The following is a 12879-nucleotide window of genomic DNA, read 5'->3' on the forward strand; positions in this document are numbered from 1 at the left end:
TTCTTGGTCCAGGTGTGCTTGGCTCCCGACGCGTCCGTCAAGACGATGTTCTGGTCGGTGACCTTGGCTTCGGTGTAGCTCGAGCCGTCACCGTCGAGGTCGGCCGACAGCGTCCAGCCCTGCGGAAGCACCGGCAGGTCGCTGGTGTAGAGCCAGTCGGCGGGGACGATCTGCGGGGCGACGGTGGTGTTGTCGGTGGTGCGGACGAACAACCGCATCTTCGCCGCGCCGGTCGCCTCGGCGTTCTCGATCTTGATCGGCACGCGCTGCCCGGCGGTCAGCGAGACGCCGGTCGCCTGGGTCCAGTTCAGGTCGCTCGCGTTGTTGACCTCGTAGACCTTGGCGCCGTTGATCCACACCGTGCCACCGTCGTCGTGCACCCCGGCGAACTGGTAGGTCCCGGCGACCGGAGCCTGGAAGAACCCCTCCCAGCGGGCGACGAACCAGTCCGCCGGCAACGCCGGAGCAAAGGGCGAGTCGGTGCCCCAGTCGACGTTGACCTGCGGCTCGGTCCGCACCAGCACCGGCTGCTGCGCGTCGTTGATGATCCCGTTGTGCGACAGGTCGGCGAAGTAGGACGCCTTGAGGCCCTTGTTCTCGACCTGCTGCGAGTTGTACCCGAAGCTCACGCCGGCGCTGCCGCCGACGGTCAGGGACGACGGGGCCTGCTCACTGGTGGAGACGTTGCCGTTGGCCAGGTTCACCGTGACCGGGCCGGCCTCATCGGTCGGTGACGGGCCGTGGTCGCCGATGCGCTGGTCGATCTTCAAATGCCCGATCCACGTCGGGGTGACCGTGGTGGCGCCGCTGTAGGTCATCGCCTGCCAGGTGTAGGCGACACCGTCCTGCAGAACGCCCGCCGGCACCGTCCACGTCGGCGTGGTCAAGCAGCCGGACTCGACCACGACACCGGACTTCGCGTCGGCGCCGGTGGCGACGCGGAAGCAGTACTTGACCTGCTCGCCGTCCGGGTCGGTGACCGGGTTGACCGACAGGGTCGGCGTCAGCGACGTCGACACCGTGCCATCCACCGGGGCGACCAGGGTGGTGGCCGGAGCCGGGGAGCCGGTGTCGACGGTGAGAGTCGCGTTGAGGTTCTTGTAGGTCCAGGTGCCGGGGTTCTCGGCGCCGATCATCATGAAGAAGACCGAGCCGTCGCGGGCGTTGACGCGGTCGCGGATGAACCCGGTCAGGCCTTCGCCGACGAAACTGCCGACGTCGCCGACCAGCGCGCTGGTCATGTAGCCGCCGACGCCGTTGAAGTTGAACGCCGACGCGTGGTACAGGTTCGCGTTCCACGTCTTCAGCGAGCCGACGACGCTGGTGTTGCGGGTCAGGTCCATCCGCGCGCCGACCACGGTCTTGCCGAACAGCGGCGAGTAGTCCATGTGGAAGACGCTGCGGTTGTACGTGTCGCCGTTGGCCTGGCTGTTGCCGATCCGCAGACCGCAGGCGTCGCAGTTCGTGCCGTCCGAGCGGTAGGAGTGTGACTCGGTGACGCCGTAGGTGAAGGTCGGGTCGACCGACACCGGGTAGACCCGCCGGGGATCGCGCAGCCAGTTCGCATCAACCGAGACGGTCAGCCACCAGTCCGCGCCGGCCTTCTCCAAGGTGTAGGTGCCGCCGGTCATCGCCGGTGCCGTCTCGCCGTTGCCCGCAGAGTCCCAGGTCTCGATCGGCGGCAGCACGATCTTCGCCGCGCCGCTCTTGTCGGCCAGCGTGACCGCGCCGTTCTTCTCCAGCTTCGGTGTCAGGTCACCCGTGGTGAGCCTGAACTTCCACGACGGGCGGCCGTCGGCCGGCGGTCGCTTGAGCTTGATCGTCTCCTTGACCGCGCCCGGGGTGACCTCGTAGTCCAGGTCGGTGCCGACGGCGACCTCGGGGTAGGTGACCGAGTCGCCCTTGACCGCGGCCGCCGTGGGCGCGGCCTGGTCGAGGGTCAGGCCGGCAGTGTGGCCGCCGGACTCGACCTGCAGCACTGCGGCGTCATTCGCTTTCGTGGCCAGCGACGGACTCAGCGGGTGGTTGTCGGCGTCGGCGCGCTTGGTGGTCGGGTCGGTCGCCAGGGTGGTCTGAACCGGCTGCCACCGACCCTGCTCGTCCTGCACGTTCAGCGGCTGGTTCGACTGCCGTACCGAGTGCGTGCCATCCGGGTTGACGTACTCGGTGACGAACGTCGACCGCGACACCGGCGTGGAGCGCTGCGGGTCGAAATGCGTGCCCGCTCCCCCGTCCAGGCGGCTCTGGGCGACGAAATCCGCCTTCGACGGCGCCTGCGGCGCGACAGGCGCCGGTGGGGCCGAGGGCAGCAACCCGACGTCGCGCGGGTCGATCGGCTTCGGCGCTTCGGCCAGTCGCTGCGGAGCCGCGATCGCTTCAGCACTACCGACGAGCAGGGTCATCGTCAAGACGAGCACGAGCGCTCTGACCCAGCGGACCAGATGGACAGGACGCGACAACGGCAGCACGACCGGTTCCTCCCCCGGCGACCCGGCATCTCGCCGCGGCCGCCCCCAATGGCCCGCGGAGCACAACTGCCGACGCGGGATGAAGCTGGGCCCTCCGCGCACGTCGTACCCGGCTGGCCCGCGGGTCGGGAATTCTCGTCCCTCGCCCGCACCCTGCATCGTCGGAACCTCACACGGTTGTTACACCGTCGAGTGAGACGAAACACACAGTTGCCGACTGATCACGGATGGGGTAAAGGCGCAGGTCGTCGCCGTACAACTGTCGGGGCTGTCCGAGCTTCGGTGCCGCGTTGCCGGGCTGGTTCGTGATCGCCTTCATGACGTGGCTGCGCAAGGAATCCCGGCGCCACGTCGTGGTCCCGCGGCAGCCGGCGCGGTCATCCTCGCGATCCGATGGCTCGACGAACGGATCAGTTTTGGTGCTTGCCGTCCAGGGCGAACGGGTCTACCGGGTCAGCTGAACCGCTGGTCAGCGACCGAGCCACGGAGCGAGCAGCTTCTCCAGGTCAGCATCCGACAGCGCCCGCGGCCCACCATGGAACTCGTGCCACCGCGAAGCGTCACACGCCGCCGTGTACTCCACCTCGAACGCCCGCATCAGCACGTACATGAACGTCCTCCACCAAGAGATGCATAGAGGATTTATATAAAGCTGCTATGCTTCGGTCATGAGTCGCCGAGACGCCGCGCACGGCGCTTCCGATGCCATCGGGTCAGCCCTCTACGGCCTGGCCACCAGGGCCGTGAGACGCCTTCCCCGCGACATGAGCCTCACATCCGCCGCCACCCTGGCCACCCTGGACAAGACCGGCCCGCGACGGATCACCGATCTGGCCGCGACCGAGGGCGTCACCCAGCCCGCGATGACCGTCCTGGTCCGGGTGATGGAGGAATCCGGGCTGGTCGAGCGGCAGGGCGATCCGGCCGACAAGCGGGTCACGCTGGTGTGCCTGACCGAGGCCGGCGCGTCGTACGTCCGGACGCGACGCCAGGCGGGCGTTGACGCGTATGCGCGGTTGATCGACAAACTCACCGGTGACGAGGTCGAGGCCTTGGCAGCAGCCCTTCCGGCGCTGCTGCATCTGGCGGAGCTCGAAAGCCACGCCCGAGGGGAGTCAGACCGGTGACCGCGGCCCAGGCTCATGACCAGCCCCAGAGCACTGGCCTGATACGTTCCGAGGCACGCCTGCTGGTCCCCGCCCTGATGTTCATCGCCCTGGTCGTGGCGGCGGTCGCCAGCCTCGGGACGCCGCTCATCACCAGCGTGGCGACCGCGTTCCACGTCTCCCTCGACAGCGCGCAGTGGACGCTGACCATCGCGCTGCTCAGCGGCGCCGTCGCCACACCCGTCCTCGGCCGGCTCGGAGCCGGTCCGCACCGGCGGGCCACGATCCTCGCCACGCTGGCGATCGTCGTCGTCGGCAGTGCGCTCACCGTGCTGCCGCTGCCGTTCGCCTGGCTGCTCGGGGGCCGAGCGGCCCAAGGCGCCGGCCTCGGTCTCACGGCGCTGATGATGGGCGTGGCCCGCGACCACCTTCCCGAGAAGCGCAGCGCCGCCACGATCGCCCTGATCTCAGTGGTCTCCATCATCGGAGCCGGCGTCGGCTACCCGCTGGCCGCGCTGCTCGCCGAGTTCGGCGGACTGCGGGCCGCCTACGGCCTCGGCCTGCTCGTCACCGCCATCGCCTTCGTGACCGCGTGGCGCTCCATGCCCGCAGCTCCCGAAGGCCGCTCCGCTCACGTGAACGTGGCCGGTGCGCTCGTCCTGGCGGGTGGACTGCTCCTCGTCCTGTTCCTGGCCGGCGAGAGGAGCCTGTGGAGCCGACACCTCGCCGTGGCGGTGACCCTTGCCATCGCCGCCGTACTCCTGCTCGGCGGCTGGACCGTTTCCGAACTGCGAACCAAGACGCCCCTGATCGACATCCGGGCGGTACGGCACCCGGCGGTCGCCGGGGCGAACATCGCCATGTTCGTCGGCGGGAGCGGCATGTACCTCCTGCTCACGCTCATCACCCGCTACGCGCAGACGCCGCACAGCGCCGGCTACGGCTTCGGACTGACCACCTTCGTGGCGGGGCTGGTCCTCATCCCGTTCTCCGTGCTGGGGTTCGTCGCCGGCAAGCTCACGCCGCGAGTCCGCGAACGGATCAACGGCCCCCTGCTCCTGGCCGGCAGCGCCGCCATCGTCGGCGGCGGGTTCGCCCTGTTCGCCACCGCCCGGTCCAACCTGACCGAACTGCTCGCGGCCATGGGCGTGCTGGGCTTCGGCGTCGGCAGCTTCTCGGCCGCCATGCCCGGCGTCATCCTGGCCGTCACCCCCCAGAGCGAGACGTCGAGCGCCATGAGCTTCAACTACGTCGTCCGCAGCGTCGGGTACTCCCTGGGCAGCGCCATCGGCGGCCTGATCCTCGCCGCGGGCACCGGCCCCGGCCACCTCTCCCCCGACGAGGGCGCCTACACCACCGCGGCACTGGCCGGCATCGGCGCCATGGCGATCACAACGCTGACCAGCCTCGCTCTCGCCCGCCGACGCTCGTCCGAGACCAACCCGTAAGTCTGATGCACTCATCCCGACACTGGAGGTTCAATGCCCAAGGGCTACTGGGTCAGCGTCTACCCCACCATCACAGACCCCGAGCAGCTGGCTGCCTACAACAAACTGGCCGCTCCAGCCGTCAAGGCCGCAGGCGGGCGGACGTTCGCCCGCGGCGGCAGCCGGGTCGTCGCACACGAAGCCGGAATCGCCGAGCGCGTCGTCCTGATCGAGTTCGACAGCTTCGAACAGGCGGTCGCCGCCTACGAGAGTGCGGCCTACCAGGAGGCGCTGGCCGCACTCCCCGACGGCTTCGAACGCGACTTCCGCATCATCGAAGGCCTCGACTGACGGCCGAGGCTACGTCGGCGACGAACACCAAGCCGACTGCCGGGATCACCCCGGCTCGTCAGCGCGCCGCACCGTCGCGAAAAAGCGCCAGGCCAATGGCATCGGCGGTGATGCCCGGTCCGGCGACGGTCCCCGGCGGCGCGGGTCGGCTTCGACGTCGGTCGGGGGTGGGTGCGTTCGACGAGGTTCCAGCGGCCAATGTGGGTCATCGGGGCAGCGTAGAGGTTCGGGGTCGCGATGGTGGAAAAGGAGAACATGCTTCCGGAGCGGCACCGACTGGACAGTGGTGCAAACCAGGGCTCGGGCGAAGCGCTCTTCGAGATAGTCGAAGAGGCCTCCGGCCAGGACCAGGTCGAAGGGGGCCGTGGTCGACGGCCAGGTGGGCCGGCTAGTTGCACCGAACGGGGCGGCGCAGGTCAGAGTTGGTCAGCGGCCAAGCCACGGAGCGAGCAGCTTCTCCAGATCAGCGTCCGACAGCGCCCGCGGCCCACCATGGAACTCGTGCCACCGCGAAGCGTCACACGCCGCCGTGTACTCCACCTCGAACGCCCGCATCAGCACGTACATGAACGTCACCGAGCTGAACCGCTCACCCAGCAACGTCCGCGCCTCACGGGCAACCTCGGTCGCACCACGGCCGCACACGTCCGCGAGCCGAAGCTCCTCCGCAGCCGGGTCCAACAGGCTGGGGGCATACATCACGGCAAACACTCCATCATCGAAACGAACAACTCAGCCTTCGGCAGCCAGCTGGCCACAGGCCGCGGCAATCTCCTGGCCGCGCGTGTCACGCACCGTGCACGCTACTCCCCCGGCATTCACCAGCCGCACGAACTCCCGCTCCACCGGCTTCGGCGACGCGTCCCACTTCGAACCCGGCGTCGGGTTCAACGGAATCACGTTCACGTGCACCAGCTGACCCAAGTGCTTCCGCAGCCGCTTCGCCAGCAGCTCCGCCCGCCACGGCTGGTCGTTGATGTCCCGGATCAACGCGTACTCAATAGACACCCGGCGCCCGGAAGTGTCGGCGTAGTACCGCGCAGCCGACAGCACCTCGTCCACCGACCACCGCTCGTTCACCGGCACCAACGTGTCCCGCAGCTCGTCGTCCGGTGTGTGCAACGACACCGCCAGCCGCACCTGCATCTTCTCGTCCGCCAGCTTGCGGATCGCCGGCGCCAACCCCACGGTCGACACCGTCACCGAACGCTGACCGATCCCCAGACCACCGGGAGCGGGATCCGTGATCCGCCGGACCGCCGCCACCACACGCTTGTAGTTCGCGAGTGGTTCACCCATCCCTACTGTTTTACAAAGACGCTCGCCGACTGTCTATGCAGGTCAGAGCACCGCCGCACGCGCGTGTGTTCCACATCACTCTGCAGCGCGCCGCCCTCGTCCGAGGTCGTCCACTCCCGAAGCGGCGGCTCTGGGGACGAGCCCGCTTCCCGGGGTGTCGGCGAACCTGCTCACCGGATGCGGCCCGTCGACACCGCCCATGTGCTGCCCAGCCGCCGTCACCGGCGCAGACCGATGCCCACTACCGTTGGACCAGTCGACCGCCCGCTTGACCTGGCGAAGTTCGACGCCGATCCGTGCAGACTGCCGAAGCACCGGATCGCCGCCGTGGTGGCCGATCCTCCCGACTGGGTGCAGCCGTTCAGGAGACTGCCGCACCCCTGTTCGTCTGCTCATGGATCGAATCAACTCGTGGATCGAATCAATGGGTGCGAACGCGACCGTCTCCAACGAGCGTGCCCGCTATCCGCTGAAGTCGTTCGTCGTCCGCGCTGCCCGGCTCGGCGGTGTAGACGATGAGCACGGGCCCGGGCGCGCCCGGCATCGGGTAGGCGTCCCAGTCCAGATTCAGCTCTCCGACCAGCGGGTGTTCGACGCGCATCCGGCCGCGGGTGGTGTCCTCGACGTCGTGGCGGGCCCACAGCGTCGCGAACTCCGCACTGCGCACCGCCAGCTCACCGACCAGCTCCACCGCGCGCGGGTGCCCCGGCTCGGTGGCGACCTGCGTCCGCAGCATGGCGGTCAGCTCGGCGACGGTGGCCGACCGTTCCGGGCAGGCCTGGTCGGCGTCGGGGTGCAGCAGCATCGCCAGCAGGTTCCGCTCGGCCCGCGGCAGATCGGTGAACGCGCCGAGGAGTCCGCCGGCCAGTGGGTTCCAGGCCAGCACGTCCAGGAAGCGCCCGACGACCAGTGCGGGCGAGGTCGTCCCGGCCAGCAGCCGCAGCGTGGTCTCCGGTACTTCCTCCGGCGGGTACGCGCGTGCGGGGCGGGCCGGGGTGCGCGCGGCGGCGGCGAGGCTGTGCAGGTGCCGGGTCTCCTCGGCGGAAAAGTTCAGCGCCCCGGCGATGGCGTCGAGGACCTCGCCTGAAGGCCGCACGTCGCGGCCCTGCTCCATGCGCTGGTAGTAGTCCGAGCTCACCCCGGCGAGCATGGCCAGTTCTTCGCGGCGCAGCCCGGCGACGCGTCGCCGCGGGCCCGGCTCCAAGCCGACGTCCTGCGGCCGCACCCGGGTTCGCCGGGTCCGCAGGAACTCGGCCAGCGCGCGGCGGGGGTCGTCGGTCACCGGCCCAGTATGCCCGGGACGCGCCCGGCGAAGGTGGGTCCCGCAGACCCAGGACAACGCGAACGACCGAGTTTCCGCGGGCAGGCCCCAGGATCGGCGGCACACCAGCCGATCACGGGAGGAAACCCGACATGAAAGCCGCACAGATCACCAGCTTCGGAGCACCGGACGTCCTGCGGGTCACCGAAACCGACCGCCCCTCCCCCGGTGCCGGCGAGGTCCTGGTGGCGGTCGAGGCGTCCAGTGTGAACGGACACGACGCGATCGTCCGCGTCGGCGGGGTGAAGATGGTGTCGGGCCGGAAGTTTCCGATCGGGGTCGGGCTGGACTTCGCCGGTGTCGTCGTCACGGCCGGCTCGGGCGTCGACGGCTACCAGGCCGGGGACCGGGTGTGGGGCATGGTGCACCCCCGGAAACGGCACACCGTCGCCGGAGCAGCCGAGTACGTCGTGGTTCCCGCCGACCGCATCAGTCCGGCGCCGGTGGGTGTTTCGGCCGTCGAGGCGGCCTCCCTGGTCGTCGCGGGCAGCACCGCGCTGATCGCGTTGCGCGACAGCGTCCGGCTGACCGAGGGCGAGCGGGTCCTGGTCCGGGGCGCGGCCGGCGGCGTGGGCACCGCGGCGGTGCAGCTGGCCCAAGCGATGGGCGGGCACGTCACCGCGCTGGCCCGCGACCGCCACGCCGCGGTCCTGCGCGACCTCGGGGCCGACGAGGTCCTCGACTACGGCACCACCACCGCGGAGGAGATCGGGCCGTTCGACGTCATCGTAGACACGGTCGGCACCGAGCTGCACTGCTACCGCAGCAGGCTGGCCAAGGGCGGCCGGATGGTCACCGTCGGGCTCTCGGCTCCCGCCCTGGCCGCGATCGCGGCGTCGAGCATCCACGGCTCCCGGCGCATCCGCACGTTCAGCGCCAATCCCGGTTCCGCGGTGCTGGACGAGCTGGCCGACCACGTCACGGCCGGCGCGCTTCGCCCGGTGGTGCACTGCGTGTACCCGCTGGCCGACATCGCCACCGCCCACGAGGCCTTCGAACGCGGCGGTGTGCTGGGCAAGCACGTACTCGCCATCTCCGGATGAGGCATTGAACGGGTTTGCCTCTGGAGGAATCACCGAGGCCGTCGTCCGCTCTTGGCTCCTCTCTGTGTCAAGCAGACGAGGAAGCCGCTGCCCTATCCCTGTAGTCGGCAGGCTCAGGAAGTGACTGTTATTAGGTGCTGACCACGAGTTCAGGTCAGCCGCGCTGGAGTCAGGAGCCGCCCCCGAATGTCCTCCCGAGCCTGCCGCCAAGCGCTCCGCTGGACAATGGCCATCATCACGTAGCTACGGGCACCTTTGCGGCGATGATCACGTCTTTGGCCCAGTCCATGCTAGATCCACCTCCCTTCTTAGGTCACCGTAGCGCCGGGCCGAAGGGCAGATGGGTACTTCGGGGCGAAGGTGAACGGCGATAAGCAAGGAGGCGTGTCCCAACTTCGACGCCAGCGCGGACCTCACATGGCAGTTACATAGAGACGAGGTGGCAGAGATCCTCCTACCCGCGTGGGCTCCCGGCGTGCTGGGCACACGAAGACCGCGCAGCCTTCCGTCTCACGGTGGGCTTGTATTGAAGCGCAATGAACAGGCTCAGAAGCGGAAGCCGAAGAGGCCCCCGTCTTCGTATTGGTCGGTGAGCCGTTGATCCACTAGATGGGCGTCGGTAACGAAGTTGCGGCGGCGGGCCTTGTCGAGGTCGTCAGAGTTCAGCGAGATGATGTACTGGAGCCCTTCACGGGCTGTGACCTCCGCGGCCAGAGTAAGGGCGGCAGCGAGCTGACGGTCGTCAACACCGTCGAAGAGGTGACTGTCGTGGATCAGGAAGTCCGGCGCACGACCGGCCCGATGGGCTAGCACGGCTAGGGTTAGGTCGAAGCAAAAGATGACCATGCTGCTGATGCCGACACTGTTGTCGCTGTCGATGTGGGGGTTGATTCGGAGGCTCTTGTCTCCTGCCTCGAACCGCAGGTACGCGGTCCGATCAGGCCCGTAAAGACTGCGGGCAAACTCCGAGAACAGAACTGTCGCTTCGTCGATGTAGCCGCGCCGATCCTCGATGTCACGGTCCATCTCTTGCTGGAGGGTCAACCTGGCCTGCGTGATCTCCCGCTTGGTCGCCTCAAGCGCCTGTGCGGCCTCGAAGCGGTGGCGCAGCGCCGAAAGGACCGCTTGTTCCTGGCCGAGGACCTGTTGCAGTGTGGTCAGTGCTTCCAGCGCGCCTCCTTCCTGTAAGGTGCGCAAGATCGACGCTAGTTGATCGCCCAACCGCTGGCGTTCCGCCTCGCTGTCGGTCAAGCGTTGCCTCGTGGCGGTCGCTTCCTCGTCGAGGTAGCGGCGGCGGTTGCCCACAACGGATTGGTGGAACGCCTCGACCTCGTCAAACCGCCTGCGGACCTGATCGGTAAGCATGACTCCAAGCTCGGCATAGACCGGCTCCAGGTAGCTGATGTCCGGGTCGGCAGCCTCTTCGAGCGCACGCTCCAGGTCTTGCAGGTTGCGTCGATCAACAACGTCACGTGCACGGAGTTGGCGAATCTGCTGATCGACCTGGTCGGCTTCCTGGCGCAGGTGTTCGTACTCAGGGACAACGCGGAAGTTCGCGACCTGACGTTCAACGTCCGCGACTCGTCGCTCGGCCAACGCGATTTGGCTTCGTAGGTCGGCAACTCTGCCGATGATCCGTCCCAAGATCGGGTCCTGGGCGGCCTTCTGCATTTGGGTTCGGGCGTTGTCTCTGGCCTTGAGTACTCGGTAGCGGTCGGCGAGGTGCCAGTCCAAGCCAAATAGGTATGCGAGGTTGGTGGTGGCATCCGAGTCCGCTTGTCGACCGTGGCTGCGCACTGCGCTGTTGTACCCGGCCGAGCTGGTACGCCGGATGAGGAACGACAACAGGCTCCGCCCGCTGATGCCGGCGTGCTCGTCGGGCAGACCGAACAGGTCGCGTTCGATGAGGCGTTGCCATTCGGCAAGCCGGATGTGACCGGTGCCGAGTTCCAACTGACCATGGTCGGCGCCAGCCGGGAGGGGATCGAGGTGGACCCAACCTGGCCGGCCGCCGGATCGACTGACTGTGAGCGGCCCGGGTTGGTTCGGCCAGTCCAAGAGCAGTGTGAATTCGGTAGTGCGCAGCTCAGGCCGGACAGCAAGGGCCGAACTGTCCGTGCGCTCGCCGAGCAGGAAATGCAGCAGCTCGATCATGCTGGACTTGCCGGCGCCGTTTCGGCTGTCGGTGTCCCTGGAGCCGGGTGTGACATCGGCGACGAGGATGTTGAGGCCGGGGTGGAAGGTCAGCGTGCGGAACCGAGGGTCGCTAGCCCCCAGCCGGCGCAGCATCCGCCCGCCTCCTCGTCAGCAGCTCTCGATCTAGCTCAACAACAGATAGTGCATATAGAACATCTAGGGACAGAACAAACCACCAAAACGGTACCGGCGCGTGGTGGCCGTTGCTGGCACGCCACTCCCGTAGTCTCGTCCACGTCTGGCTGATCGTCATCGGCCGGTCGAGTACTTGTAGGGTCTGGGCGCCGATCACGAGAAGGGATCGCTGCGGGGCGATACCCTTCGTCGGCGCGATCATGATGCTGTCCCTTGCCTAGCTGGCGCCCGCCAGTTCGCCGGCGGCTCCTCGAAGATGTCACAGGTCTGGAAGAAGCAGGCAAGGATAACCATGACCGCGCGCTCCTGCTCGCGGCGGCCTCGCGCGTTGCCGGCGATGTACTCCTGTAGCTTCCACAAGATGTCGCCGGGGTCCGGGTACGTGGCCTTGATCTGCTGGTAATACGCGTTCAGGCCCTGTGCAACTTCATCTCGTTCGGTTGGATCGCGCCGCAGGTCGTAGTACTCATCAACGAATGGGATGTAGCGGGTCGCCGAGATGATCTCTTCTTGGTCCTCTGGGCACAGGCGGTTGTAGTCCAGCTTCTCCGGGGGGACTGCCGGGACCGGCGCCGGTGAGACAACGCGATGTCGTTGGGTGATCAGGTGGGTGAGTAGGGGTTCCAAGTCCTCCAAGCCGAGGCGATAAACGCGCTCGGATACCGGGATCTCGCAGCCAAGCAGCTCCTGGATCTCGTCGCGCTCAAGGCGACAGAGTTCTCGGTGTAGGTGCTGCGGGCCCATTTGCTCGAAGCCAAGTTGTGGCTGGTCGAGACGGCCCTGAGAGAGCAAGACCGACACCTCTGGGTTGACGCCTCGCAAATCGTTGTGGACGAACACGAACGTGCCGAACTGGCCGGCCCGCTTGCTGATCGCCTTGCTGAGGTCGCCGCGGAACTTCCTTCGTACCTCCGCCGCGTCAGGTACCCCCGGCGCGTAGCAGGCATACAGCTTGCCATCATGGAGGCTGAGTCCATCGGCGCCGATGTCGCCGATGTTGCCGTGCGTCCTGACATCGATGAAGTCGGCATAGCGGGCGCACATGAGGTTCTGGAAGAACCGCTCGAACGCGTTTTCGATCAACTCGTCAAGCTTGCGTCGCAGGATGCCTCGGACGAAGCTCTGCTCCTCGAAGCTGAGCGCCACGAAGCCTCCCATGCTCTCCGAACACGTCCTTGCGCCCAAGGTAACGAGAGCGCTGACTCCTGTGAAGCACTGTTCGGTCGAGATCGGCCCGATCGACCGTTTTGAGACTGCGGTCATCAGCCCCTCCGTATCCACAGGCTGTGGATAACGGGAGCCGGCAGTGACTATGTGTTGGCGGCGTTGTGCGCGAGTGAGTTCGGAAACGTGACGTGGCCCCGAGCGGAAGCTCCGGGGCCGACGGCGGCGCTGGTCAGCTGGGCCATGGGTCTGATCGCCTTCTACCTGGTCAACTACCCGATCAACGACGCGGTCGACGGCGGCGTGAACCTGGAGTACCAGATCTCCGTCCCGCTCGCGGTCTCGCTCGTGCTCTTCATCGTCATCGGC

General features: G+C 67.7%; 11 protein-coding genes and 2 pseudogenes. 5 read left to right on the top strand and 8 right to left on the bottom strand.

The genetic code is table 11. From position 1 onward, the window contains the following. Together ACFVYA_RS47105 and ACFVYA_RS47110 are read right to left on the bottom strand one after the other, a co-directional pair. The coding region (locus tag ACFVYA_RS47105; RefSeq protein WP_387054787.1) for a PA14 domain-containing protein at nt 1-2402 on the bottom strand (2402 nt) is incomplete at its 3' end. Nucleotides 2403-2937: 535 nt separating this feature from the next. Next, a complete protein-coding gene (locus ACFVYA_RS47110; RefSeq protein ID WP_387054789.1) occupies nt 2938-3078 on the bottom strand; it encodes a hypothetical protein in 141 nt (46 codons plus the stop codon). Nucleotides 3079-3136: 58 nt separating this feature from the next. Between ACFVYA_RS47110 and ACFVYA_RS47115 the strand changes: the two genes are divergently transcribed. Genes ACFVYA_RS47115 through ACFVYA_RS47125 form a run of 3 tightly spaced genes read left to right on the top strand, consistent with a single transcriptional unit; the run spans nt 3137 to nt 5352 of the window. Further along, nucleotides 3137-3595 carry a MarR family winged helix-turn-helix transcriptional regulator gene (locus tag ACFVYA_RS47115; RefSeq protein WP_387054790.1) on the top strand — a complete coding sequence of 153 codons (459 nt, stop codon included), beginning with the start codon at nt 3137-3139 and terminating at the stop codon, nt 3593-3595. Further along, complete coding sequence (locus ACFVYA_RS47120) at nt 3592-5022, top strand: MFS transporter (RefSeq protein WP_387054792.1); 1431 nt, start codon at nt 3592-3594, stop codon at nt 5020-5022. The genes ACFVYA_RS47115 and ACFVYA_RS47120 overlap by 4 nt, the downstream gene beginning before the upstream one ends. Before the next feature lie 33 nt (nt 5023-5055). Further along, on the top strand, nt 5056-5352 hold the full coding sequence (locus ACFVYA_RS47125; RefSeq protein ID WP_387054794.1) for a DUF1330 domain-containing protein: 297 nt from the start codon (nt 5056-5058) through the stop codon (nt 5350-5352). Nucleotides 5353-5778: 426 nt separating this feature from the next. Here the strand turns inward: ACFVYA_RS47125 and ACFVYA_RS47130 are convergent, their stop codons facing one another. The 3 genes and pseudogenes from ACFVYA_RS47130 to ACFVYA_RS47140 form a co-directional block, all read right to left on the bottom strand. Then, on the bottom strand, nt 5779-6054 hold the full coding sequence (locus ACFVYA_RS47130) for a hypothetical protein (RefSeq protein WP_387054796.1): 276 nt from the start codon (nt 6052-6054) through the stop codon (nt 5779-5781). Between the two features lie 30 nt (nt 6055-6084). Beyond that, nucleotides 6085-6657, bottom strand: a pseudogene (locus ACFVYA_RS47135) (radical SAM protein); the annotation flags it as partial. Between the two features lie 415 nt (nt 6658-7072). Next, nucleotides 7073-7933 carry a helix-turn-helix domain-containing protein gene (locus ACFVYA_RS47140; RefSeq protein WP_387054798.1) on the bottom strand — a complete coding sequence of 287 codons (861 nt, stop codon included), beginning with the start codon at nt 7931-7933 and terminating at the stop codon, nt 7073-7075. A 131-nt stretch (nt 7934-8064) separates the two neighbouring features. On the opposite strand from ACFVYA_RS47140, the gene ACFVYA_RS47145 reads away from it, so the two are divergent. Then, nucleotides 8065-9015, top strand: a complete 951-nt coding sequence (locus ACFVYA_RS47145; RefSeq protein ID WP_387054800.1) for an NADP-dependent oxidoreductase — start codon at nt 8065-8067, stop codon at nt 9013-9015. 546 nt (nt 9016-9561) lie between these two features. On the opposite strand, the gene ACFVYA_RS47150 is transcribed toward ACFVYA_RS47145, so the two are convergent. From ACFVYA_RS47150 to ACFVYA_RS47160, 3 genes are read right to left on the bottom strand one after another with little or no spacing between them, the layout of a single operon-like run. Beyond that, nucleotides 9562-11304 (bottom strand): ABC-three component system protein, encoded by a 1743-nt coding sequence (locus tag ACFVYA_RS47150; protein WP_387054802.1) that lies wholly within the window; start codon nt 11302-11304, stop codon nt 9562-9564. Then, on the bottom strand, nt 11282-11548 hold the full coding sequence (locus ACFVYA_RS47155) for an ABC-three component system middle component 6 (RefSeq protein ID WP_387054804.1): 267 nt from the start codon (nt 11546-11548) through the stop codon (nt 11282-11284). The genes ACFVYA_RS47150 and ACFVYA_RS47155 overlap by 23 nt, the downstream gene beginning before the upstream one ends. After that, complete coding sequence (locus ACFVYA_RS47160) at nt 11545-12492, bottom strand: ABC-three component system protein (protein WP_387054806.1); 948 nt, start codon at nt 12490-12492, stop codon at nt 11545-11547. Before ACFVYA_RS47160 ends, ACFVYA_RS47155 begins: the two co-directional genes overlap by 4 nt. A gap of 204 nt (nt 12493-12696) precedes the next feature. Here ACFVYA_RS47160 and ACFVYA_RS47165 point away from each other — a divergent pair. After that, nucleotides 12697-12879: pseudogene (locus ACFVYA_RS47165) on the top strand (hypothetical protein); the annotation flags it as partial.

It is taken from the genome of Amycolatopsis sp. NPDC058278 (assembly GCF_042881395.1).
GTDB lineage: Bacteria > Actinomycetota > Actinomycetes > Mycobacteriales > Pseudonocardiaceae > Amycolatopsis.